This is a genomic window from Knoellia locipacati, from assembly GCF_007992835.1.
Taxonomy (GTDB): Bacteria; Actinomycetota; Actinomycetes; order Actinomycetales; family Dermatophilaceae; genus Knoellia; species Knoellia locipacati.
Window position 1 is genome coordinate 300400 of the sequence record NZ_BKBA01000004.1, and the last position, 20048, is coordinate 320447.

A 20048-nucleotide genomic window follows, 5' to 3' on the forward strand; every position below is an offset into this window, starting at 1 on the left:
GCCCGGATCCCCGACACCCAATGGTGGAGTCAGTAGCCGGCGGACCGAGGTCCCGGGCGCCACCCGGCAGGCGGGTCCTCACCCACCCGGCCGTCGACGGCCTCGCGCAGCAGGTCGGCGTGACCCGTGTGGCGGCCGTACTCCTCGATCGTGTCCAGCAGCAGCCGCCGCAGGTTCGCCCGCTGGTCCGCGCTCCCCGCGGAGACATCCTGGTCGAGCCCGCCCACCTCCAGGGCCGCCGCGACCCGCGCACGTGAGCGCGCGACGGCGCCGTCCCACAACGCGTAGAGCGCCGCCGGCTCGTCGCCGTCCGCCGAGGTCAGCTCCCAGTCGTCATCGTCGTCCCAGCCGTTGCCCTCCCACACCGCCGGCATGGGGTCGCCGGCCAGCTTGCGGTGGAACCAGTCGTCCTCGACCGCCGCGAGGTGCTTGAGCAGCCGTCCGAGGGTCAGTGTCGAGGCGCCGATGCGCTGGTTCAGCCCCGCCGCGTCGAGGCCGTCGGTCTTGAACCGGAACGTCCACCGCAGTCGGTCCAGCGCGCCGAGCACCTGCTCGGCCTCGCTGCCCGCCAGGGGTGGCTCCCACGGGGTGTCGTCGCTGCCGTGCACCGGATCCGTCATGACTCCTCCATCTGCGTATGCCGTGTGCCCGCGTCCCGCTCGTCCGTCGCCGTGTCGATGCGAGCCTCGAGCACCGCGAGGTCGCGCTCGGCGAACTGCCTGTGCCACCACTCCTCGTTGATGAGGGTGGCGAGGCACTCCTGCACCGGGAACGACTCGCCTGCCGGTGGCCACCCCACGCCCTCGACAGGGGCCGTCCGACCGGCGAGCGCCTCGTCGGTGAGCGTGGCGAGGTGGTCGCGCACCCGCTCGAAGCGGTCCCGCCGCAGCTCCAGCGCCTCGTCGAGCGAGGGCCTGGCCCCGCGGTCCTGCGGCACCCCCGGCGTCGGGCTCATCTCGTCCCAGGGCAGCTCGAGCGGGTGCCACGGTGACGGGTCGCCCTGGATGCCGCGCAGCAACCACGAGCTCGTCGCGAAGGGAAGGTGACGCAGGGTCTGGATGAACGACCACTCGCCCTCGACGCTCTCGTGCAGGAGCTCGGGATCGACGGCCTCCAGCCGCCGGGCGCGCTCGACGGTGCCGGCCCACAGGCGGTCGATGACCTCCCACGCCGCCCGGAACCCCTCGGCGTCCGCCGGGTGCAGGGCGGCCCGCTCGGGGTGGCGACGGTCCAGCTCGGCCTCGACGAGCGGCCCGACGTCGACGCCGTTGACCGTGAGCCCCTCGACCTCGCCCCAGATCTCGACATCGGAGAGGTAGGCCCCGCGCACCCGGGTCCGGGTGAACGCGACATTGCGGATGTCCGCGTCGGCGAGGTCCACCGAGGTGAGCGTCGCGCCGGTGAGGTCGACCCGGTCCCAGTGCGAACCGGTGAGGTCGACGTGGTCGAACGTCGCTCCCAACAGCTGCTCGTCGCGGAACTCGCGGGGCATGGCGACCCCGCGGGCCCCACCGGCCTCGCGTGCGTCGCCGTCCTCGCCGCCCTCGCTCGGTGGGCCCTCGGTGCTCACAGCGTCCGCAGCCACTCGATCGACCGCTCGAGCACGAGTCGGGTCGCACCCTCGTCGTAGTCCGAGAGCGAGCTGTCGGCGAACAGGTGCCCGTCGCCGGGATAGAGGAAGAGCGCGGCCTCGGGGTGCGAGTCGATGAACGGGCGCGCCGCCTCGAGGTCGCCCTCGTCGACGAAGAACGGGTCGGCGTCCATCGAGTGGACCTGCACCGGGACGCCGGACGGCCACTCTCCGAACTCCTTGGGGTCGACGAACGAGTGGTAGAAGAGCCCCCCGAGCGCACCCGGCCGGGTCTGGAGCAGCTGCTGCGCCGGCATCACGCCCAGGGAGAACCCGGCATACACGAGGGCGTTCGGGAGGTCGTCCACGGAACGCACGCCTCGCGCGCGCACCTCCCCGAAGCCCACCTCCTTGCAGTACTCCGCGCCCTCGTCGATCGAGCCGAAGGTCCGGCCCTCGAAGAGGTCGGGGGTGTGGACGGTGTGGCCCGCCCCGCGCAGCGTGTCGGCGAACGCCGTGACGCCGGAGGTGAGGCCCTGGATGTGGTGGAAGAGCACGATCTCGGTCATGGGGCCAACCTAGGAAACATTGCGGACGGAAGCCTTCCGCAATGGTCGGATCTGCGAAAAACTTCCTCGCATGACCCTCGATGCCGCCCTCGTCGACGCCAGCCCGACCGCCCGGGCGCTGCGGGCGCTCGAGCTCATCCAGGGACAGCCCGGCATCACCGCGGACCGGCTCGGCGACCGCCTCGGTGTGACCCCACGCGCGGCCCGGCGCTACGTCGCGACGCTGCGGGAGGCCGGCATACCGATCGCCTCGGTGAGCGGACCGGCCGGCGGCTACCGGCCCGGGCGCGGTCTGCGACCCCCGCCCGTCGTCTTCACCCCCGCGGAGGCGCTGGGCCTCGTCATGGCCGTCCTCGACGGGCACCACGACCCCGACGACGCCGACGACCCGGTCGGCAGCGGGATCGGCAAGATCCTGCGCACCCTCCCCGAGTCCGTTGCGGCACAGGCCGAGACGGTCCGACGCGTCGCCGCCCCGGTGCCCGACAGCCCGGATGCCCGACCTGCCCCGGAGTCGACCGCGACCCTCGTGCGCGCCTGCGCCGACGGGCGCGAGGTCCGCATCGACTACCGCACCGAGGCCGGGCGTGAGCTCCTGCTCGAGGTCCAGCCGTGGGCGGTCGTCGTGCGCCACAGCCGGTGGTACCTCCTGTGTCACTCGCTCACCTCGGACGCGACCCGCGCCTACCGGATCGACCGGATCCGCCACGTCTCGCTCCTCGCGGGCACCTTCACCCCGCCACCCGACCTCGACCCCGTCGCCGCGCTCGTGCGCCACCTCGGCGAGGGCTGGGACTTCCCCGTCGAGGTCGTCGTCGACGCGTCGGCCGAGCGGGTGACCCAGTGCATCCCGACGACGATGGGCCGCGTCGAGCCCGTCACCGACGAGACGTGTCGCCTCGTCGGGAGCACGAGCAACCCGCGCTCGTATGCCGCGGACCTCGCCACCCTGCCCGGCGCCTTCCGCGTCGAGCGGGGCGACGAGGTCAGGGACGCGGTGCGGGCCCTCGGTGAGAGGCTGCTCGCCGCCGCAGGATGAGTGCCACGATGGCGGTGTGTCGGTCGTGGGACGGCCGGCCGGCAGGCGCGAGGTGAGGGAGCAGCAATGGGGACGTACCCGGCATACCTGCACACGGTCCTGGACTGTCGACGGCCACGAGAGCTCGCCGAGTTCTACCGGCAGCTTCTCGGGCTGTTCTACCGCCCCGGCGACGAGCCGCCGACCGACGGGAGCCCCGACGACGCCGACTGGCTCGTGCTCACCCGCCCTGACGGCACGCGGCAGCTCGCCATCCAGGAGGAGCCCGAGCACCGCGCCACGACCTGGCCCGACCACACGGTGCCGCAGCAGCTGCACGTCGACTACCTCGTCGGCAGCGTCGAGGAGCTCGAGCGGCACAAGGACGTCGCGCTGGGCCTCGGCGCCGAGCTGCGGCTCGACCGCAGCGACGACGAGGAGCCGCTCTACGTCCTCGCCGACCCCGCCGGGCACACGTTCTGCCTGCTCGTCGGCTGATCCCTTCGTCGGCGCCGGTGACCGGCACGGAGCTTTCGGCCGTATGGTCGGTCGATGGACACCACCGGGGCCGCTGACCTGCTGCGCGACAAGGAGCAGTCGCTCGTCGACGAGCTCGCCGCGGTGACCCGGCCGCAGGGGGATGCCGGGTCGATCTCGTTCGGCAAGCGGATCGGTGAGGGGACCTCGCTCGCCGTCGACCGGCTGACGTCCGTCACGGTGCAGGAGGGCCTGCTCGCTACCTTGGCGCAGGTCCGGCTGGCGCTGGCCAAGGTCGAGGACGGCACCTACGGCACGTGCGAGGTCTGCGGCAGGCCCATCGGTGAGGAGCGCCTCGAGGTGCGGCCCTGGGCGGTCCGCTGCCTCGCCGACAGCTGAGGGCCCGATGTGAAGATCGGGTGGAGATCGGCGCCGCGCGGCCGGATCGACGCGACCCGGCGATGCCCCTGATGACAGAGTGACGTGGGTCGCCGGCCCACGGGAGGGCCCGGGCGGCGTGACATGTCGTCGATTTCGAGGGGTTGTGCAGTGCGTTCGCGTGGGTGGGGATTCCGGATCGGTGTGGTCGTCGTCGTGCTGGCGCTCGTCGCCGCAGGGGTGGGCGGCTTCGTGTGGTGGCGCGGTGACGAGGGCAAGGCCGCTCGGGCCGCCGCCGAGGCGGTCGCCACGGGTCTCGCGCGGGGCGACTTCGGCGACACGGCCGCTGTGCGCGACGCATCGGGCAAGGCGCCCGACCTCGCACCGATCGTCAAGGGGATGGGCTCGGCCACCCACACCGTCACCGTCTCGTCGATGACCGAGCCGGACGGCGGCGCGGCCCGCGCGACGCTCGCCCACACGTGGACGCTGCCCGGCGCCGACACACCGTGGACCTACGAGACCCCGCTCGAGCTCGAGCAGACCGACGGCACGTGGGCCGGGGTGTGGGACCCCGCCGTGGTCGCCCCCGACCTGGCCGACGGCGAGACGCTGCGCACCAAGCGCCAGCAGCCCGACCGAGCCGAGGTGCTCGGCGCCGGCGACCAGCCGATCGTCGAGCAGCGTGACGTCGTCCGCATCGGTATCGACAAGACCCAGGTGAGCGGTGCCGAGGCCCTCGCCTCGGCACGCCGGCTCGCCACGGCGGTCGGCATCAACGTGGACACCTACGTGGCGTCGGTCCAGAAGGCCGGCGAGCGCGCCTTCGTCGAGGCCCTCACGGCCCGCGCTGGCAGCGCCGAGGCGCAGGCCGCGGCCGAGCTCGACACCGCCGGGCGGCTCCTCGTCAGCGCCACGCTCCCGCTCGCTCCGACGTCGACGTTCGCGCGGCCGATCCTCGGCGTCGTCGGTGACGCCACCGCCGAGATCGTCGAGAAGTCCGACGGCCGCGTCGTCGCGGGCGACCGGGTCGGCGTCGGTGGCGTGCAGGGCGCGTACGACGCGCAGCTCGCGGGCACTCCCGGCTACACCGTCGTCGCCACCGGCGGTCCCGAGGAGCGCACCCTGTTCACCACCGAGGCGACCCCGGGCGCACCGGTCACCCTCACCCTCGACATCGCCACCCAGACCGCGGCCGAGACCGTCCTCGCCAAGGTCCCCTCGGCCTCGGCCGTCGTCGCGATCCAGCCGTCGACGGGCCACGTCCTCGCGGCGGCGAGCGGCCCCGGCAGCAAGGGCGTCTCGACCGCGACCCAGGGCCGCTACGCCCCGGGCTCGACGTTCAAGACCGTCTCGACGCTGGCGCTCCTGCGCTCGGGGCTGACCCCGAGGACCTCCGTCGCGTGCACCCCGACCATCACCGTCGACGGCCGCACCTTCAAGAACGTCGACGGCTTCCCGGCCTCGGCGCTGGGCTCGGTGCCGTTCAGCACGGCCTTCGCGAACTCGTGCAACACGGCCTTCATCGGGCTCGGCAGGGACCTCGAGCCGGCCGCGCTGCCCGAGGCCGCCGCCGGTCTCGGGCTCACCGCCGAGCCGGACCTCGGCATCCCCGGCTTCCTCGGCTCGGTGCCCGAGCCCAAGCCCGGCACCGATGAGGCGGCCTCGATGATCGGCCAGTCGAAGGTGCTCGCCTCCCCGCTCGGCATGGCAACCGTGGCGGCCTCGATCGCGGCGGGCAAGCCGGTGACCCCGACCCTCGTCGTCGGCCGTGGGGCGTCCGGGAGCCCGTCCGGCACCGCGTCGCCCAGCGCGTCGGCGTCCGCGTCGCCCGACGCGAGCGACACCTCCGCCGCGTCCGCCGCACCCGCGCCCCCCGCCGAGCCCGTCACCGCCGCCGAGGCCGCGCAGCTCAAGACCCTCATGCGCGGTGTCGTCGAGTCGGGCAGCGGGACCTTCCTCCAGGACGTGCCCGGCGCGCCCGTGCTCGCCAAGTCGGGGACCGCGGAGTTCGGCGAGGCCGGCAAGCTCAAGGAGCACGCCTGGATGATCGGCATCCAGGGGGACCTGGCCGTCGCCGTGTTCGTCGGTGAGGGCGAGGGCGGCGCCACGACGGCCGGACCGCTGCTCGAGGCCTTCCTGCGCGCCGTCGCCTGACCGCTCGCGGTCAGCCCTTGGTGGCCTCGAGCCGGCGCAGGGCCTCGCGCCGCTCCTCGGCGTGGTCGACGATCCGCTTCGGGTAGTCGTGGTCGTAGCCGTCGTCGTGCTCCCACGGCTGGTGCGCGGCCCTGCCCCGCAGGTGCGCGAGCTCGGGCACCCAGCGGCGCACGTACTCGCCGTCGGGGTCGAACTTCTCGCCCTGCGTCACGGGGTTGAACACCCGGAAGTACGGCGAGGCATCCGTGCCCGTCCCCGCGACCCACTGCCAGCCGTGGTTGTTGGAGGCGATGTCTCCGTCGACGAGGTGGTGGAGGAAGTGCCTCGCCCCGACCGGCCACCACACGTGCAGGTCCTTGGTGAGGAAGCTCGCGGTGATCATCCGGACCCGGTTGTGCATCCACCCCTCGGCGAGCAGCTGGCGCATGCCGGCGTCGACGATCGGGTAGCCCGTCGTCCCGGTGCGCCACGCCTCGACCGCGTCGGACTCGTCGTCGTAGGCCATCCCGTCGAGCGCATCGCGCAGGTCCTTCCACGCGCTGGAAGGGTTGTGCCACAGGACATCCGCATAGAACTCGCGCCATGCGAGCTCGGTCACGTAGGTTTCCTTGCCCTCGCCGCGACGGTTCGCGAGATCGGCCAGCAGCGTGCGCGGGTGCACCACCCCGAGCTTGAGGTAGGGCGACATCCGTGACGTCCCGTCGGTGCCCGGCAGGTCCCGATCGCCCTTGTATGCCGGGAGCGCGTCCTCGAGGAACCCGCGCCACCGCGCCGCGGCCGCCTTCTCACCCGCGCCCGGCAGCTCGGGCAGGTCGGGCGCCGCCAGCGCCTCGCTCACCGCCCGGGTCGCCTCGGCGTCGTTGCGCGCCCTGCGTAGGGGCAGGCTCGACGGGCGGGGAGCCGGGTCGGGCCAGCCGTGCGACCGCCACGCCTTCGCGAACGGTGTGAAGACCTTGTATGCCGTCCCGCTCCCGTTGACGACGAGACCGGGCCCCACGGCATACGGGGTCCCCGTCTCGACCCAGTCCACGCCGGCGGCCGAGAGCGCCTCGGCGACGGCCTGATCCCGTCGGTGGCCGAACGGCGTCGTCTCGCGGGTCACGTGGACCGACGACGCCCCGACCCGCTCGGCGAGGGCGGGCAGCACCTCGAGCGGGTCGCCCCAGAGCAGGGTCAGGGCGTCGTCGTACTCCTCGTTGGTGGCCTCGAGCGTCGCGGCCAGCCAGGCCCGCCGCGCCGGTCCCGCGCCCTCCCACAGCGCGGGGTCGATGACGAAGGCCACGACGAGGTCACCGTCACCGGCCGCCTCACGCGCGGCGAGCAGGGCGGGGTGGTCGCTCCGTCGCAGGTCACGGCGCAGCCAGAGGATCGAGGTCATGCCCCGATCGTGTCACCTCAGACGGGGACGGGGCCGGTCGTGTAGCGCTGGACGTAGACCTTCGAGATGTAGACGCTGCCGCTCTTGGTGTTCTTCGCGCCGGCGAGCCACATCGTCGAGCCGTAGTTGGACGGGGTCTTCCAGCTCTTCGTGCAGCGGGTGACGAGCGACGAGCTGTTGAAGCCCACGATGGTGCCGTAGGCCTGGGGCTGGAGGTTCGCCGTGGTGTTGCCACTGCCGACGACGCAGTAGCGGTAGGTCACCCCGGGTGCAGGCTTGAAGCTCGTGAAGTCGGTGAAGGAGGTGTAGGAGAGGTACTTGCCGACCGAGGCGGACTTGATCGTGTAGAAGCCGGCCGCGTGGGCCGGGGCGGCGGAGGCGATGCCGACCCCCGCGGTGAGGGCGGCAGCGGCGGCGGCGCCGAGAAGTCGAGTGCGCATGAGTGGTCTCCCCGTGGTCCTGACCGGCCCCGGATGGCCGGTGCGTCTCCGAGGATCGCGGATCCCGCGCACGCTGTGACCCCACGAAACCGCGGAGTCGGACCGACTCAGGTGTCATCAGCCGCCGGCGCTCCCGGCGAGGGATGCCTCGAGGGCGTCGGCGTGCTTCGATGAGCACATGGAGACCGAGAACCGCGTCGTCAGCGCCAGCACGACCATCGCCGCTCCCGCCGAGACGATCTTCGAGCTCATCGCGGACCCGCGTCGCCAGCCGGAGTGGGACGGCAACGACAACCTCGTCGAGATCATCAGGGGCGACCGGATCCGGGCCGTCGGTGAGGTCTTCGCGATGCGGACGACCAAGGGCAACCACCGCGACAACCTCGTCACGGACTTCGAGGAGGGTCGGCGCATCGCGTGGCGACCGGGCGACGAGGGTGGGGCTCCTGCCGGTCACGAGTGGCGCTGGGAGGCCGAACCGCTCGAGGACGGCACGTCGCGCGTGACGCACACGTACGACTGGACCGAGCTCGCGGACGAGAGGCGTGTGCCGCGTGCCCGCGCGACGGGGGAGGCGCAGCTCCGCGCGTCGCTCGACCGGCTGGCCGCGCTCGCCGAGTCGCTCGCCTGAGCCAACTCTTCCCGACTGATTGCGCTGCTGGGACATGAGGAGCGCAGCGACGAGTGTCCCGGCAGCGCAATCAGTCGAAGGGCACGTGGTCAGCCCTCGGCGCGAAAACCCCTGAGGCGCAGGCTGTTGGTGACGACGAAGACCGACGAGAGCGCCATTGCCGCACCCGCGAGCATCGGGTTGAGCAGACCGGCCGCGGCGAGCGGGATGGCCGCGACGTTGTAGCCGAACGCCCAGAAGAGGTTGCCCTTGATCGTCGTCAGGGTGCGGCGGGCGAGCCGGATGGCGTCGGGGGCGACGCGCAGGTCGCCACGCACGAGGGTGAGGTCGCTCGCCTCGATGGCGACGTCGGTGCCGGTGCCCATGGCCATGCCGAGGTCCGCCGTGGCGAGGGCGGCGGCGTCGTTGACCCCGTCGCCGACCATGGCCACGACCCTGCCCTCGTCCTGGAGGCGGCGGACGACGTCGACCTTGTCCTGCGGCATGACGTCCGCGATGACGTTGTCGGCGTCGATGCCGACCTCGCCGGCGATCGTGCGCGCGGCGTCGACGTTGTCACCGGTGAGCAGCCAGGGCGTGAGGCCGAGCTCGCGCAGTCGCGAGATCGCCTGTGCCGAGGACGGTTTCACGCTGTCCGAGACGGTGAGGATGCCGCGCGCCTCGCCGTCCCAGCCGATCGCCACCGCCGTGGCGCCGGTCGACCGTGCTCCGGCGAGCGCGTCCTCGAGCTCGGGCCCGACAACGATCGACCAATTGGTCAAGAGTTGCGGGCGGCCGATGACGGCGGCGTGCGAGTCCTCGCCCGGCACCGTGACGACGCCCTGGACGCCCAGACCGTCGATGCTCGTGAACCCCTCGACCGAGGCGAGGTCGGCGAGGTCGACGCCCCGGTCGCGAGCGCCGGCCACGATGGCCCTGGCGACGGGGTGGTCGGACCCGTCCTCGAGCAGGGCCGCGATCCGCAGCACCTCGTCGGCGTCCTCGCCGGGGGCGGCCACCACCTCGTGCAGCGACATCTGGCCGGTGGTCACCGTGCCGGTCTTGTCGAGGACGACGGTGTCGACGCGTCGGGTCGACTCGAGGACCTCCGGGCCCTTGATGAGGATGCCGAGCTGGGCGCCGCGGCCGGTGCCGACCATGAGGGCGGTCGGCGTCGCCAGCCCGAGGGCGCAGGGGCAGGCGATGATGAGCACCGAGATCGCCGCGGTGAGCGCGGCCGTGCAGCCCGAGCCGGTGCCGAGCCAGAAGCCCAGCGTTCCGACGGCGAGGGCGATGACGATCGGGACGAAGATGCCCGAGATCCTGTCGGCGAGACGCTGGACCTCGGCCTTGCCGTTCTGCGCGTCCTCGACGAGACGGGCCATCTGGGCCAGCTGCGTGTCGCTGCCGACCCGGGTGGCGCGCAGGACGAGGCGTCCGCCCGAGTTCACGGTGGCGCCGACGACGGCGTCGCCGACCCCGACCTCGACGGGCACGGACTCACCGGTGAGCATCGAGGCGTCGACCGCGGACGAGCCCGAGGTGACGACGCCGTCGGTGGCGACCTTCTCGCCGGGGCGGACGACGAACTCGTCGCCCACCGCGAGCTGCTCGACGGGGATGCGCTGCTCACGACCGTCACGCAGGACCGCCACGTCCTTGGCGCCCATCTCGAGCAGCGCGCGCAGGGCGGCGCCGGACCGGCGCTTGGCCCGGGCCTCGGCATAGCGCCCGGCGAGGAGGAACGTCGTCACGCCCGCGGCGGCCTCGAGGTAGATGTTGCCGGCACCGTCGCTGCGCTCGATGGTGAGCTCGAACGGGTGCGTCATGCCCGGTGTCCCGGCGGTGCCGAGAAAGAGGGCATACAGCGACCACCCGAAGGCGGCGAGGGTGCCGACCGAGATGAGCGTGTCCATCGTCGTGGCGCCGTGGCGCAGGTTGACCCAGGCCGCCCGGTGGAACGGCCAGCCGCCCCACACGACGACGGGTGCGGAGAGGACGAGCGAGAGCCACTGCCAGAAGGTGAACTGGAGCGCGGGCACCATCGCCATCGCCACGACCGGCACGGAGAGGACGGTGGAGATGAGCAGCCGGTCGCGCAGGGCCCGCGTCGGGTCGGTCGTGCCCTCGGCCGGCACGGCAGGTGCGTCGGGAGCGGGCGGCAGGGTCGCGGCATACCCGGCCTGCTCGACGGTCTCGAGGAGCTGCTCGGGCGACACGGTCTCGGGGAACTCGACGCGGGCCTTCTCGGTGGCGTAGTTGACGGTGGCGGTGACCCCCTCGAGCTTGTTGAGCTTGCGCTCGATCCGGTTGGCGCACGACGCGCAGGTCATGCCGGTGATGTCGAGGTCGACGGTGGAGGTCATGGGAGCGCGTCCTCCTTCCAGGGTTGCAGGGGCGTGCCCGCCGTGAGCGTGAAGGCGGCGGTGCGGACGACGCCGGCGTGCTTGAAGTCGAGGAAGAGGCGGTAGGTGCCGCTCGTGGGCACCTCGGCGCCGAAGGTCACGTCCGGTCCCGGGCGGGTCGTGCCGTCGCCGGGGTGGCCCTCGGGATGGACGTGCAGGTAGGCGAGGTCGCCGGTGCGCAGCGCGACGAGGTGGCCGTAGGCACCGAGGTAGGGGTCGAGGTCGGTCACCGGGGCGCCGCCGCGGCTCACCGAGAGGGTGAGGGCGGAGTCGCTGCCGGGGGTGAGGTCGCCCCGGAGCGTGACGGTGTAGCCGTCGACCGTCGCCGTGCGGAGGTCGTCGCGCGGGGACTGCGCCGCGACGTCGCTGCCAGGCACGAACAGGTCCGCGCCGAGCGTCATCGGCGAGCCGCCCTTGGGGCTGAAGTCCGCGAGGACGCGCCACGCGCCGGGCGCGAGCCCGAGCGGCACGCTCCACGTCCCGTCGGCGGCGCGGGTCGGGTGGACGTGGTGGTAGCCACCGAAGTCGCGGCGCACGACGATGAGGTGGAGCTCCTTCTCGTGCTCGACGTCGTATGCCGTGACGGCCCTGCCGTCCGGTCCCTCGACGACGAAGGTCAGCGGGCCCGTGGGCCCGGCGGCGTACTGGTCGGGGTCGAGGCGCAGCGAGTAGCCGTCCTGCGAGGTCTGGAGCCCGCCGGGCAGGTCGGCGGCGTGACCGGCCGCGCCGCGCGCTCCCCCCGCACCGGCCTCACCGTGGCCGCCGCTCGTGGCGTCCGCGGTGCCCTCGCCGTGCCCGGCCATGCCCGCCACCTCGTCGACGGGCCCGAACGGCCCGACGGGCCCGACGAGGCGCCCCGCGCCGAGCGTGATGCCGAGGACGGCGACCAGGGCGGCGACGAAGCCGGCGACCCTCACCCGGGTGCTCATGCCAGCTGGTAGCCGGCTTCCTCGACGGCGGCGCGCACGGCGTCGTCCTCGAGCGGCGTGGTGCTCGTGACCTTGACGGACCCGGTCTCGAGGTCGACCGCGACGTCCTCGACGCCGTCGATCTCGCTGACCTCCTCGGTGACGGAGGCGACGCAGTGGCCGCAGGTCATGCCGGTGACGGTGAAGGTCTGGGTGCTCATGGGGTGCTCCTCGGGTGCGGTGGTGGAGGTGGGGGTCAGGACTTCACGAGGCGCGCGATGGCCTCGCTCGCCTCCTTGAGCTTGGCGTCGGCCTCGGGGCCGCCCTTGCGCGCGGCGTCGGCGACGCAGTGGCTCATGTGCTCGTCGAGCAGGCCGAGGGCGACCGACTGCAGCGCCTTCGTCATCGCGGAGACCTGCGTGAGGATGTCGATGCAGTACTTCTCCTCCTCGACCATCCGCTGCAGCCCACGCGCCTGGCCCTCGATGCGGCGCAGCCGCTTGAGGTAGTCGTCCTTGTGGCCGCTCTCGATGTAGGCGTGCTGGTGGCCCTCGTGCTCCGTCATGCTGGATACTCTACCCCCCTGGGGTATCCAGCACCAGAGGGGGTGCTGCCTCAGTCCTCGCGACCGTGTCGGGTCCGGCTGCGGAGGCGACCACCCGGGAGCGCGGGCGCGGGCAGCCAGGTGAGCCGGCCGGCATACCCGTCGACCTCGCCGAAGCGCTCCGCGCGCGCCTGCCACGCATCGCGGAAGGCGACGATCTCGTCGTGGTCGCGGCCGATGAAGTTCCACCACATGACGATCGACTCGTCGTAGGGCGTGCCGCCGAGCAGCACGATGCGCGTCGGCTCGAGAGCCTCGAGGGTGAGCTCGTCGGACCCGGCGTCGACGATGCCGAGGTCGCCCCGCTCGAGCGTCGTGCCGTCGAGCGTGACCCTCCCGGTGTCGACGAGGACGCCGTGCTCGTATGCCGTCTCGACCGGGACCGTCCACGTCGCACCTGCCGCGAGGGTCACCTCGGCACCGAGCAGCGGGGTGCGGGTGGTGATCGGCGACGAGTGCCCGGCCAGCGACCCGACGAAGACGCGGCCCTCGACACCCTCGCCGAGGGGGACGACCGGCGCCGCGTGGTGCTGGAACTCGCGCTGGAGGTCGCGGTCGGCCTCGGGCAGCACCACCCAGAGCTGGACCCCGTGCAGGGTGCGCGTCCCGGGCGTCGACACCTCGGAGTGGGCGATGCCGTGGCCGCTCGTCATGAGGTTGACCTCGCCCGGGCGGACCATCGCGTGGATGCCCCCGCTGTCACGGTGCTCGACCTCGCCCTCGAAGAGCCAGCTCACCGTCTGGAGCCCGGTGTGCGGGTGGGGCGGGACGTCCATGCCGCCGGTGCTGTCGACCTCGTCAGGACCGTAGTGGTCCACGAAGCACCACGCGCCGACGAAGGAGCGGTCGCGGTGGGGGAGGGTGCGGCGCACGGTCATGGCGCGAGGACCGCCGAGCGGCACCTCGCGCGGCGTGAGGACGTGGACGTCGGACATGGGGTCCTCCTCGTGTGGTCTGATGACCAGCATGGCTGATGACGTCGTCGTGACGAACAACCAGGGTGAGAACCGCTACGAGGCACGACTCGGGGGAGAGCTGGCGGGCTTCGCCGCCTACCAGCTCACCGACGAGCTCATCGTCTTCACGCACACGGAGGTCGAGCCGAAGTTCGAGGGCAAGGGCATCGGCTCGGCGCTGGCCCGGTTCGCCCTCGACGACGTGCGCGAGGCGGGTGCCCGCAAGGTCATGCCGCTGTGCCCGTTCATCAAGGGCTGGATCGCCCGGCACCGCGAGTACGTCCCGCTCGTCTACGGCGCACCCGACGGCGAGGTCGCGCCCTGAGCCCAGTGGCTCTCAGGCGGGTGGCGGGCCGTCCCCGCCGAGCGGCTTCTGGAACCACCTGACATCGCGCCAGGCGTCGTGCTTCCAGCCGATCCGGCGGTAGGTGCCGACCGGCTCGAACCCGAGCGCCCGGTGCAGGGCCTCGCTCGGGTCGTTGGGCAGGGTGACGCCCCCGCACGCCATGCGCATGCCGAGCGACTCCAGCCGAGCCAGCAGGACGGCATACAGGGTCCGTCCCAGACCGGAGCCACGCGCTGACGGGTCGAGGTAGACGCTCACCTCGCACGACCAGCGGTAGGCCGACCGTGCCTTGAACGGACCGGCGTAGGCGTAGCCGACGACGACCCCGTCACGCTCGGCGACGAGCCAGGCGTGCCGCTCCTGGGCCGTGGCGATCCGCCGCTCCATGTCCTGCGCCGATGGTGCGACCTCCTCGAACGTCGCGGTCGTGTGCTCGACGTAGTGGGCGTAGATCGCGGCACAGGCCGCTGCGTCGGCGGCGGTGGCGTCGCGGATGGGGTGCTCTGTCACGAGGACATTGTGGACGTATCTCACGCGGCTCCCGCGGCTCCTTCTTCTGAGGAACCCACTGCTGCCGAAGGAGCCCACCATGAAGGTCACCAGCGAGCGTCGTGACGACCGGATCGTCACGACCGTCGAGATCTCCCCCGAGGAGGTCAGCGTCCGCGAGACCCCGTTCGGGGCCGTCGTGGACGTCCCCGAGCTGTCCGCCGCCGGCCAGCCCGGCGCCCCCGCGCTGCCGCGCACCCGGATCGCCGTGGGGGTGCCGCCGGACAGCTGGCCCACCTCCCTCGAGGTCGAGGAGGGCGAGTGGGTGACGGTCGCCAAGGGCGTCGTCGTCCCGGTCTCGCAGCCGCAGGCCGGGCTGCCGCCCAAGGGCCGCGGCAAGGGGGACCCGCACCGACCGGGGTCGGTGCACTGCTCACCCGACTGCGACTGCCGCTCCGGCCACCGGCCCGGTGGTGAGGGCGAGGGCCCGCTCGTCGAGGGGTTCGACCCGCCGACGCCGACCGTGCCCGACCCCGAGGCCTACCGGCGCGCCGTCGAGGAGCCGCCGCCCGTCGGGTCCGCTGCCGGCGTCGAGCCGCTGCCCGGCCTGCGGGCCGCGAGCGTCGAGCTGTCACCGGTGCGCCAGACCAAGGACGGCACCATCGAGCTCTGCACGAGCTTCCGGGTGTCGGTCGCGTTCTCCGGCGAGCCGACGATCGCCGACCGCGACGAGTCCGCCAAGCTCCTCGCCGAGGAGCTCGGCCGCGACATCGACCCCGAGCGCCTCGTGCTGCTCCCCGACGGGCCGCGTGAGCTCTCCGCGACCGACCTCGAGCTGGCCCGCTCGCGCGTCGTCAACCCCGACATCTTCGACACCATCGAGGTCATCCTCAGGCAGCTTCCGAGCGAGTACCTCGTCATCACCGACGACCGCACGTGGGACGCCGCGCGGATCGAGCCCGTCGGCGACCGGCCCGGCCTCGTCGAGGCGTTCCAGGAGCTGGCCCGGCTCAAGCGGGCCCGAGGCATCTCCGCCCGGGTGGTCACCATCACCGACATCGTCGACGGGGTCCACGGGGACTTCCGGCACGGCTCACGCGACCTGCAGGAGGTCATCCGCCGGTTCCTCAAGGTCCACCGCGAGCGCTGGGGAGTGCGCTGGCTCGTCCTCGGCGGCGACATCGAGACCGTGCCGACGCGCACCGTCACCGGTGGCTGCCGCGGCACGATCGACACCACCGCGACCAACCCCCCGGAGGACAACCGGTCGTTCTGGACCGGCGGCCACCTGCGGATGAACGTCACCGGGCCCGGGGAGTGGTGGGGCGCGAGCACTGCCAACATCCTCACGCGCCCCGACACCGGCCAGCTCATCCCCTACGACCCGGCGGGGACGTCGAGCGCAGCGAGCCCGGGCTGGTTCTTCACCAACTCCTCGTACACGATGCGGCAGACCACGCCCAGCCAGTACGTCCGGGTCAACGGCCCGGCGGCGCTCGTCAACGCCCAGCTCCAGTGGCACTACCACTGGAACCAGCTGCCGACGGACTTCTACTACGCCAGCCTGCAGGGCTGGTACTGGGGCACGCGCCGGATCGACGTCGGGTGGTTCTCGTTCGTCGTGCCGTGGGTCTACGAGCCGGACCACGACTGGGACGTGCGCGACAACGGCGTCTACGGCCAGTGCACCGTCGGCGGGCAGGACCTCGACGGGGTGCACCTCTCCACCGAGCTCAGCGTCGGGCGGATCCCGGTCGACACCGCCGACGAGGCCCGCGGCTACGTCGCCAAGGTCGCGGCCTACGAGTCGCTCGACTCGCCGTGGGGCCCGCTCGTCGACCAGTTCTCGGGCTCGATGCTCCTCGCGTCGTCGAGCTGGGGAGGTCCGCAGTGGATCTGGCCGACGCCCAACCCCGTGCCCGCGGGCGGGCAGTACTCGTCGCGGGCCGACCACAGCCTCGTGCGGGTGGGCACGGTCCCGACCTCGTGGGACTTCGAGCTCGTCTCGCACGTGAGCGACACCGACCGCCGGGTCCTGCCGATGAAGTCGTCGACGAACCCCGCCACCCGCGGCTGGTACTACGCCCGCTCCGAGACCGACCTCAGCCGGGCGGAGGTCGACCTCTTCTTCTTCACGCTGCCCTACCGCACGAGCTGGATCGTCGTGCACGGGTCGCAGGTCGAGCGGCGACCGCAGGCCTTCCAGGTGGACTGGACCGGTCAGGACGGGTCGATGGCCGACCAGGAGACGCTGCGCCGGCAGGTGGACGTCGGCATCCCGGGCATCACGAGCTTCCGGCGGGCCTACGAGGACGAGCAGGACCTCTCGTGGTGGGAGCGGTTCTTCGGCGGTCCGGTGCGCTACCTCACCTCGGCGGTGCTGCGTGACGAGCTGGAGCGCAGCCCCGCCCTCGTCTCGTTGTCGGGGCACGGCAACGGTGACGGCTGCTGCGGCGGCTCCGTCGGGCTCGCGCGCTCGCTCACCAACGGGCCGTTGTGCTTCGTGGGCTATGCCGACTCCTGCCTCACCTCGGAGTTCGACTCGGACGACGCGTTCGGGGAGGCGCTGCTCGCCAACCCCGACGGGGGGGCGGTCGGCTACGTCGGCAACAGCCGGTTCTCGTGGATCGGGATCGGTGACGACTTCCAGCGCGCGTTCTTCTCGCGGCTGACGACGACCCGTCACCTCGGGCTGCTCAACGACACCCGGGTCTCGGTGGCGGCGGCGAGCTCGCCCAACGCCTACTGGCGCTGGCCGGTCCTCACCCTCAACCTCCTGGGCGACCCGGAGCTGCGGGTGCGCCGGCAGGCGCGCAGGCCGCTGCGGTTCGACATCGTCCAGGACCTCACCCGGCTGCGGGTCACGACCGTCGACGGGCTCGCCCCGGTGCCGGGCGCCTCCGTGCGGGTCTCGGCCGGCCGGTCGGTCGTCGAGCTCGTCACGGACGGGGACGGGTGGGTCGACCTCGACGTCCGCGGTCTCGAGAAGGCCGCCGACCGGGGTGGGCTCTCGGTCGCGGTCTCCCACGAGGACTTCGAACCCGTCGAGGGGGAGCTCGCCTCCGCCAGGGAGTGACAGACGTCCGTATGCCGTGTGCGCGAGTGGCGCGCACGGCATACGGTCCCGTCATGGCGACGCACACGGAGAGGTGGCCTGCTGGGACGCCCTGCTGGTTCGAGATCACGGTGGGCGACCTCGCGCGCAGCCAGGAGTTCTATGCGGCGGTGCTCGGCTGGGAGTTCGAGGACAGCGGCCCCGAGTACGGCCACTACGTCAACGCGCTCGTCGGTGGGCGGCGGGTGGCCGGCATCTCCCCGCCGATCGAGGGCGGCGAGGACTGGCCCAAGGTGTGGACGACCTACCTCGCCACCGACGACCTCGAGGCCACGGCCGAGGCGGCGGCCGCCGCCGGGGCGCAGACGGTCATGGAGCCGATGGACGTCGCGGCGTTCGGCCGGATCGGGCTGTGGGTCGACAGCGGCGGGGCGGCGTTCGGGGCGTGGGAGGCGCGGGCGCACACGGGCTACGACGCCCACAACGAGCACGGCGCAGTGTGCTGGGTCGACCTCGTGACGTCCGACCTCGACGCGGCGAAGGCGTTCTACGCCACCACCTTCGGCCTCACCTACGACGACCTGTCGGTCGCCGGCATCGGCTACGCGACGTTCACGCCGCCGGGCTCCGAGTGGCCGGCGGGTGGCATGGGTGACCAGCAGGACGGTGACGTCCTCGGTCCGCGGTGGTGCGTGACGTTCGAGGTCGACGACGTCGACTCGGCCCGCCAGCGGGTGCTCGAGCACGGCGGGTCCGCGCCGAACCCGCCGTGGGACTTCGAGTTCGGGCGGATCGCCACCGTGCACGGCCCCGACGGCGAGGAGTTCTCGCTCATGAAGCCGGCGCCGACCGACGACTTCAGCGGGCGCGACTGACCCGGGCCTCGTCCCACACCGGCTCGGGCGTCTCGACCACCCGTCCGTCGCTGGCGAAGACGAGGAACCGGTCGAAGCCACGGGCGAACCACCGGTCGTGGGTCACGGCGAGCACCGTGCCCTCGAACGCCGTGAGCGCGTGCTCCAGCGCCTCGGCCGAGTGCAGGTCGAGGTTGTCGGTCGGCTCGTCGAGCAGCAGCAGCGTCGCGCCCGACAGCTCGAGCAGGAGGATCTGGAAGCGCGCCTGCTGCCCGCCGGAGAGTGAGTCGAAGGTCTGCTCGCCCTGTCGCGCCAGCTCGTAGCGGTCGAGGACGCGGCTGGCCTCCTCGCGTCCCCGCCCGGCCCGGTGCTCGTCGCCCCGGTGCAGGATCTCGAGCAGCGTCCGGCCACGCAGGTGTGGTGAGTCGTGCGTCTGGGCGAACCAGCCCGGCCGCACGCGTGAGCCCAGCCGCACCGAACCGTTGTGCCGCACCGCCTCCACGGCGACGTCACTCACGGGACGGTGCTCGACGTCGGGGTCGCTGCCGCCCGCAGCGAGGAGCCGGAGGAAGTGCGACTTGCCCGACCCGTTGGACCCGAGCACGGCGACGCGCTCGCCGAACCAGACCTCGAGGTCGAACGGCTTCATCAGGGGGTCGACGTCACCCGACGTCGCGTCCGGGCCGTCCGGGCCGTCCGAGCCGCCCGGGCTGTCCGGGCCGCCCGGGGCGAGGAGCTCGACCCCCGTGCACACGACGGCCCGCTTGGCGGTGCGCCCACCCTGGAGCCGCATCGTGACGTTCTGGGCGATGGCGACCTTCTCGGGCGGACCGGCCTTCTCGAACTTCGCGAGCCGCGTCTCGGCGGCGTGGAGCCGCGAGGCGAGGCCGTCGTTGAAGGCGGCCTTGGTGCGATACATGAGGACGAGCGCCTTGAGCTTGGCGTGCTCCTCGTCCCACCGCCGCAGCAGCTCCTCGAGCTTGTTGTTGCGCTCGACCCTGGCGTCGTGCCACGTCGCGAACGACCCCGGGTGGGTCCAGGCGGTCGCGCCGTTGACGCCGGGCTCGAGCGTCACGACGGCCGTGGCGACGCGCGACAGCAGCTCACGGTCGTGGCTGATGAAGAGCACCGTCTTGTCCGAGGCGATGAGCCGGTCCTCGAGCCAGCGCTTGGCGGGTACGTCGAGGTAGTTGTCGGGCTCGTCGAGGAGCAGGAGGTCCGCCGGGCCGCCCAGCAGCGCCTCGAGCACGACCCGCTTCTGCTCGCCTCCCGACAGGGAGGTGACGGCGCGCCACTGCGCCCGCTCGAACGGCATACCGAGGGCCTGGGTCGTCACGGTGTCCCACACGGTCGTCTCGAACTCGTAGCCACCCGCGTCGCCCCAGTCGGCGAGCGCCTGCGCGTAGGCCATCTGAGCCGGCTCGTCGTCGACCTCCATGATCCGCAGCTCGGCGGCGTCGACGGCCATGGCGGTCGTGCGGATGCGCTCGGGCGCGACGCTGACGAGCAGGTCGCGCACGGTCGACTCGTCGCGGACCTTGCCGACGAACTGGTTCATCACCGCGAGCGTGCCGCTCAGCGTGACCGCTCCCTCGTGCGCGGTGAGGTCGCCGGAGACGATCCGGGTCAGCGTCGTCTTGCCGGTGCCGTTGGGGCCGATGAGCGCGACCCGCTGCCCCTCGCCGACGCGGAACTGGACGCCGTCGAGCAGGGGGCGGCCGTCGGGGAGCGTGAACCCGACCTGGTTGACCTCGAGATGTGCCACGAGAGTCGAGTCTCCCTGCCCGTATGCCGTCCCGTCACCCCGGTTTCCCGTTCCGGGGCCCCGGTCGGC

The 20048-nt window shown here is 72.7% G+C and carries 20 protein-coding genes; 8 read left to right on the forward strand and 12 right to left on the reverse strand.

What is annotated here, in order from left to right; translation table 11 throughout:
- Nucleotides 1–29 precede the first annotated feature (29 nt).
- Genes KLO01_RS07215 through KLO01_RS07225 form a run of 3 tightly spaced genes read right to left on the reverse strand, consistent with a single transcriptional unit; the run spans nucleotide 30 to nucleotide 2139 of the window.
- The gene (locus KLO01_RS07215; RefSeq protein ID WP_147063607.1) at nucleotides 30–620 is read right to left on the reverse strand and encodes a mycothiol transferase; all 591 of its coding nucleotides are present in this window, start codon (nucleotides 618–620) and stop codon (nucleotides 30–32) included.
- Nucleotides 617–1585: a DinB family protein gene (locus KLO01_RS07220; protein WP_246136101.1), complete on the reverse strand. Its 969-nt coding sequence runs from the start codon at nucleotides 1583–1585 to the stop codon at nucleotides 617–619. The genes KLO01_RS07215 and KLO01_RS07220 overlap by 4 nt, the downstream gene beginning before the upstream one ends.
- On the reverse strand, nucleotides 1567–2139 hold the full coding sequence (locus tag KLO01_RS07225) for a dienelactone hydrolase family protein (protein WP_147063609.1): 573 nt from the start codon (nucleotides 2137–2139) through the stop codon (nucleotides 1567–1569). The genes KLO01_RS07220 and KLO01_RS07225 overlap by 19 nt, the downstream gene beginning before the upstream one ends.
- A gap of 70 nt (nucleotides 2140–2209) precedes the next feature.
- Between KLO01_RS07225 and KLO01_RS07230 the strand changes: the two genes are divergently transcribed.
- The 4 genes from KLO01_RS07230 (at nucleotide 2210) to KLO01_RS07245 (ending at nucleotide 6169) form a co-directional block, all read left to right on the forward strand.
- On the forward strand, nucleotides 2210–3178 hold the full coding sequence (locus tag KLO01_RS07230) for a helix-turn-helix transcriptional regulator (RefSeq protein ID WP_147063611.1): 969 nt from the start codon (nucleotides 2210–2212) through the stop codon (nucleotides 3176–3178).
- 66 nt (nucleotides 3179–3244) lie between these two features.
- Nucleotides 3245–3655 (forward strand): VOC family protein, encoded by a 411-nt coding sequence (locus KLO01_RS07235; protein WP_147063613.1) that lies wholly within the window; start codon nucleotides 3245–3247, stop codon nucleotides 3653–3655.
- 54 nt (nucleotides 3656–3709) lie between these two features.
- A complete protein-coding gene (locus tag KLO01_RS07240) occupies nucleotides 3710–4033 on the forward strand; it encodes a TraR/DksA family transcriptional regulator (protein ID WP_147063615.1) in 324 nt (107 codons plus the stop codon).
- Nucleotides 4034–4183: 150 nt separating this feature from the next.
- Nucleotides 4184–6169, forward strand: a complete 1986-nt coding sequence (locus tag KLO01_RS07245) for a penicillin-binding transpeptidase domain-containing protein (RefSeq protein ID WP_186827953.1) — start codon at nucleotides 4184–4186, stop codon at nucleotides 6167–6169.
- A 10-nt stretch (nucleotides 6170–6179) separates the two neighbouring features.
- Here KLO01_RS07245 and KLO01_RS07250 read toward each other — a convergent pair whose 3' ends face one another.
- Both KLO01_RS07250 and KLO01_RS07255 read right to left on the reverse strand, forming a co-directional pair.
- The gene (locus tag KLO01_RS07250) at nucleotides 6180–7547 is read right to left on the reverse strand and encodes a cryptochrome/photolyase family protein (protein WP_147063618.1); all 1368 of its coding nucleotides are present in this window, start codon (nucleotides 7545–7547) and stop codon (nucleotides 6180–6182) included.
- Between the two features lie 17 nt (nucleotides 7548–7564).
- A complete protein-coding gene (locus tag KLO01_RS07255) occupies nucleotides 7565–7987 on the reverse strand; it encodes a hypothetical protein (RefSeq protein WP_147063619.1) in 423 nt (140 codons plus the stop codon).
- Nucleotides 7988–8165: 178 nt separating this feature from the next.
- On the opposite strand from KLO01_RS07255, the gene KLO01_RS07260 reads away from it, so the two are divergent.
- Nucleotides 8166–8618: an SRPBCC family protein gene (locus tag KLO01_RS07260; RefSeq protein ID WP_147063621.1), complete on the forward strand. Its 453-nt coding sequence runs from the start codon at nucleotides 8166–8168 to the stop codon at nucleotides 8616–8618.
- A gap of 89 nt (nucleotides 8619–8707) precedes the next feature.
- Here KLO01_RS07260 and KLO01_RS07265 read toward each other — a convergent pair whose 3' ends face one another.
- The 5 genes from KLO01_RS07265 to KLO01_RS07285 are packed head-to-tail and all read right to left on the reverse strand — an operon-like array spanning nucleotide 8708 to nucleotide 13449.
- Nucleotides 8708–10963 (reverse strand): heavy metal translocating P-type ATPase, encoded by a 2256-nt coding sequence (locus KLO01_RS07265; RefSeq protein ID WP_147063623.1) that lies wholly within the window; start codon nucleotides 10961–10963, stop codon nucleotides 8708–8710.
- Nucleotides 10960–11931, reverse strand: a complete 972-nt coding sequence (locus tag KLO01_RS07270) for a DUF8832 domain-containing protein (RefSeq protein ID WP_147063625.1) — start codon at nucleotides 11929–11931, stop codon at nucleotides 10960–10962. The genes KLO01_RS07265 and KLO01_RS07270 overlap by 4 nt, the downstream gene beginning before the upstream one ends.
- Nucleotides 11928–12131, reverse strand: a complete 204-nt coding sequence (locus tag KLO01_RS07275; RefSeq protein ID WP_147063627.1) for a heavy-metal-associated domain-containing protein — start codon at nucleotides 12129–12131, stop codon at nucleotides 11928–11930. The genes KLO01_RS07270 and KLO01_RS07275 overlap by 4 nt, the downstream gene beginning before the upstream one ends.
- A gap of 35 nt (nucleotides 12132–12166) precedes the next feature.
- Nucleotides 12167–12475, reverse strand: coding sequence for a metal-sensitive transcriptional regulator (locus KLO01_RS07280; RefSeq protein WP_147063629.1), 309 nt, complete (start codon nucleotides 12473–12475; stop codon nucleotides 12167–12169).
- A gap of 50 nt (nucleotides 12476–12525) precedes the next feature.
- Complete coding sequence (locus tag KLO01_RS07285; protein WP_222611942.1) at nucleotides 12526–13449, reverse strand: pirin family protein; 924 nt, start codon at nucleotides 13447–13449, stop codon at nucleotides 12526–12528.
- Between the two features lie 31 nt (nucleotides 13450–13480).
- Here KLO01_RS07285 and KLO01_RS07290 point away from each other — a divergent pair, with 31 nt between their 5' ends.
- On the forward strand, nucleotides 13481–13795 hold the full coding sequence (locus KLO01_RS07290; protein WP_147063633.1) for a GNAT family N-acetyltransferase: 315 nt from the start codon (nucleotides 13481–13483) through the stop codon (nucleotides 13793–13795).
- 12 nt (nucleotides 13796–13807) lie between these two features.
- On the opposite strand, the gene KLO01_RS07295 is transcribed toward KLO01_RS07290, so the two are convergent.
- Nucleotides 13808–14326 carry a GNAT family N-acetyltransferase gene (locus KLO01_RS07295; protein WP_246136102.1) on the reverse strand — a complete coding sequence of 173 codons (519 nt, stop codon included), beginning with the start codon at nucleotides 14324–14326 and terminating at the stop codon, nucleotides 13808–13810.
- A 79-nt stretch (nucleotides 14327–14405) separates the two neighbouring features.
- On the opposite strand from KLO01_RS07295, the gene KLO01_RS07300 reads away from it, so the two are divergent.
- Nucleotides 14406–17381, forward strand: a complete 2976-nt coding sequence (locus KLO01_RS07300) for a C25 family cysteine peptidase (RefSeq protein ID WP_147063635.1) — start codon at nucleotides 14406–14408, stop codon at nucleotides 17379–17381.
- A 53-nt stretch (nucleotides 17382–17434) separates the two neighbouring features.
- Nucleotides 17435–18235: a VOC family protein gene (locus tag KLO01_RS07305; protein WP_147063636.1), complete on the forward strand. Its 801-nt coding sequence runs from the start codon at nucleotides 17435–17437 to the stop codon at nucleotides 18233–18235.
- Here the strand turns inward: KLO01_RS07305 and KLO01_RS07310 are convergent.
- A complete protein-coding gene (locus KLO01_RS07310; protein WP_147063638.1) occupies nucleotides 18219–19979 on the reverse strand; it encodes an ABC-F family ATP-binding cassette domain-containing protein in 1761 nt (586 codons plus the stop codon). The two genes, KLO01_RS07305 and KLO01_RS07310, sit on opposite strands and share 17 nt — an antisense overlap.
- Nucleotides 19980–20048: the final 69 nt, after the last annotated feature.

Excerpts from the sequence above, each read along its gene's own strand:
- KLO01_RS07265 (WP_147063623.1), bottom strand. The coding sequence starts at position 10,963 with ATGACCTCCACCGTCGACCTCGACATCACCGGCATGACCTGCGCGTCG.
- KLO01_RS07255 (WP_147063619.1), bottom strand. The coding sequence starts at position 7,987 with ATGCGCACTCGACTTCTCGGCGCCGCCGCCGCTGCCGCCCTCACCGCG.
- KLO01_RS07260 (WP_147063621.1), top strand. The coding sequence starts at position 8,166 with ATGGAGACCGAGAACCGCGTCGTCAGCGCCAGCACGACCATCGCCGCT.
- KLO01_RS07290 (WP_147063633.1), top strand. The coding sequence starts at position 13,481 with ATGGCTGATGACGTCGTCGTGACGAACAACCAGGGTGAGAACCGCTAC.
- KLO01_RS07280 (WP_147063629.1), bottom strand. The coding sequence starts at position 12,475 with ATGACGGAGCACGAGGGCCACCAGCACGCCTACATCGAGAGCGGCCAC.
- KLO01_RS07235 (WP_147063613.1), top strand. The coding sequence starts at position 3,245 with ATGGGGACGTACCCGGCATACCTGCACACGGTCCTGGACTGTCGACGG.
- KLO01_RS07225 (WP_147063609.1), bottom strand. The coding sequence starts at position 2,139 with ATGACCGAGATCGTGCTCTTCCACCACATCCAGGGCCTCACCTCCGGC.
- KLO01_RS07300 (WP_147063635.1), top strand. The coding sequence starts at position 14,406 with ATGAAGGTCACCAGCGAGCGTCGTGACGACCGGATCGTCACGACCGTC.
- KLO01_RS07240 (WP_147063615.1), top strand. The coding sequence starts at position 3,710 with ATGGACACCACCGGGGCCGCTGACCTGCTGCGCGACAAGGAGCAGTCG.
- KLO01_RS07250 (WP_147063618.1), bottom strand. The coding sequence starts at position 7,547 with ATGACCTCGATCCTCTGGCTGCGCCGTGACCTGCGACGGAGCGACCAC.
- KLO01_RS07270 (WP_147063625.1), bottom strand. The coding sequence starts at position 11,931 with ATGAGCACCCGGGTGAGGGTCGCCGGCTTCGTCGCCGCCCTGGTCGCC.
- KLO01_RS07285 (WP_222611942.1), bottom strand. The coding sequence starts at position 13,449 with ATGTCCGACGTCCACGTCCTCACGCCGCGCGAGGTGCCGCTCGGCGGT.
- KLO01_RS07230 (WP_147063611.1), top strand. The coding sequence starts at position 2,210 with ATGACCCTCGATGCCGCCCTCGTCGACGCCAGCCCGACCGCCCGGGCG.
- KLO01_RS07275 (WP_147063627.1), bottom strand. The coding sequence starts at position 12,131 with ATGAGCACCCAGACCTTCACCGTCACCGGCATGACCTGCGGCCACTGC.
- KLO01_RS07215 (WP_147063607.1), bottom strand. The coding sequence starts at position 620 with ATGACGGATCCGGTGCACGGCAGCGACGACACCCCGTGGGAGCCACCC.
- KLO01_RS07305 (WP_147063636.1), top strand. The coding sequence starts at position 17,435 with ATGGCGACGCACACGGAGAGGTGGCCTGCTGGGACGCCCTGCTGGTTC.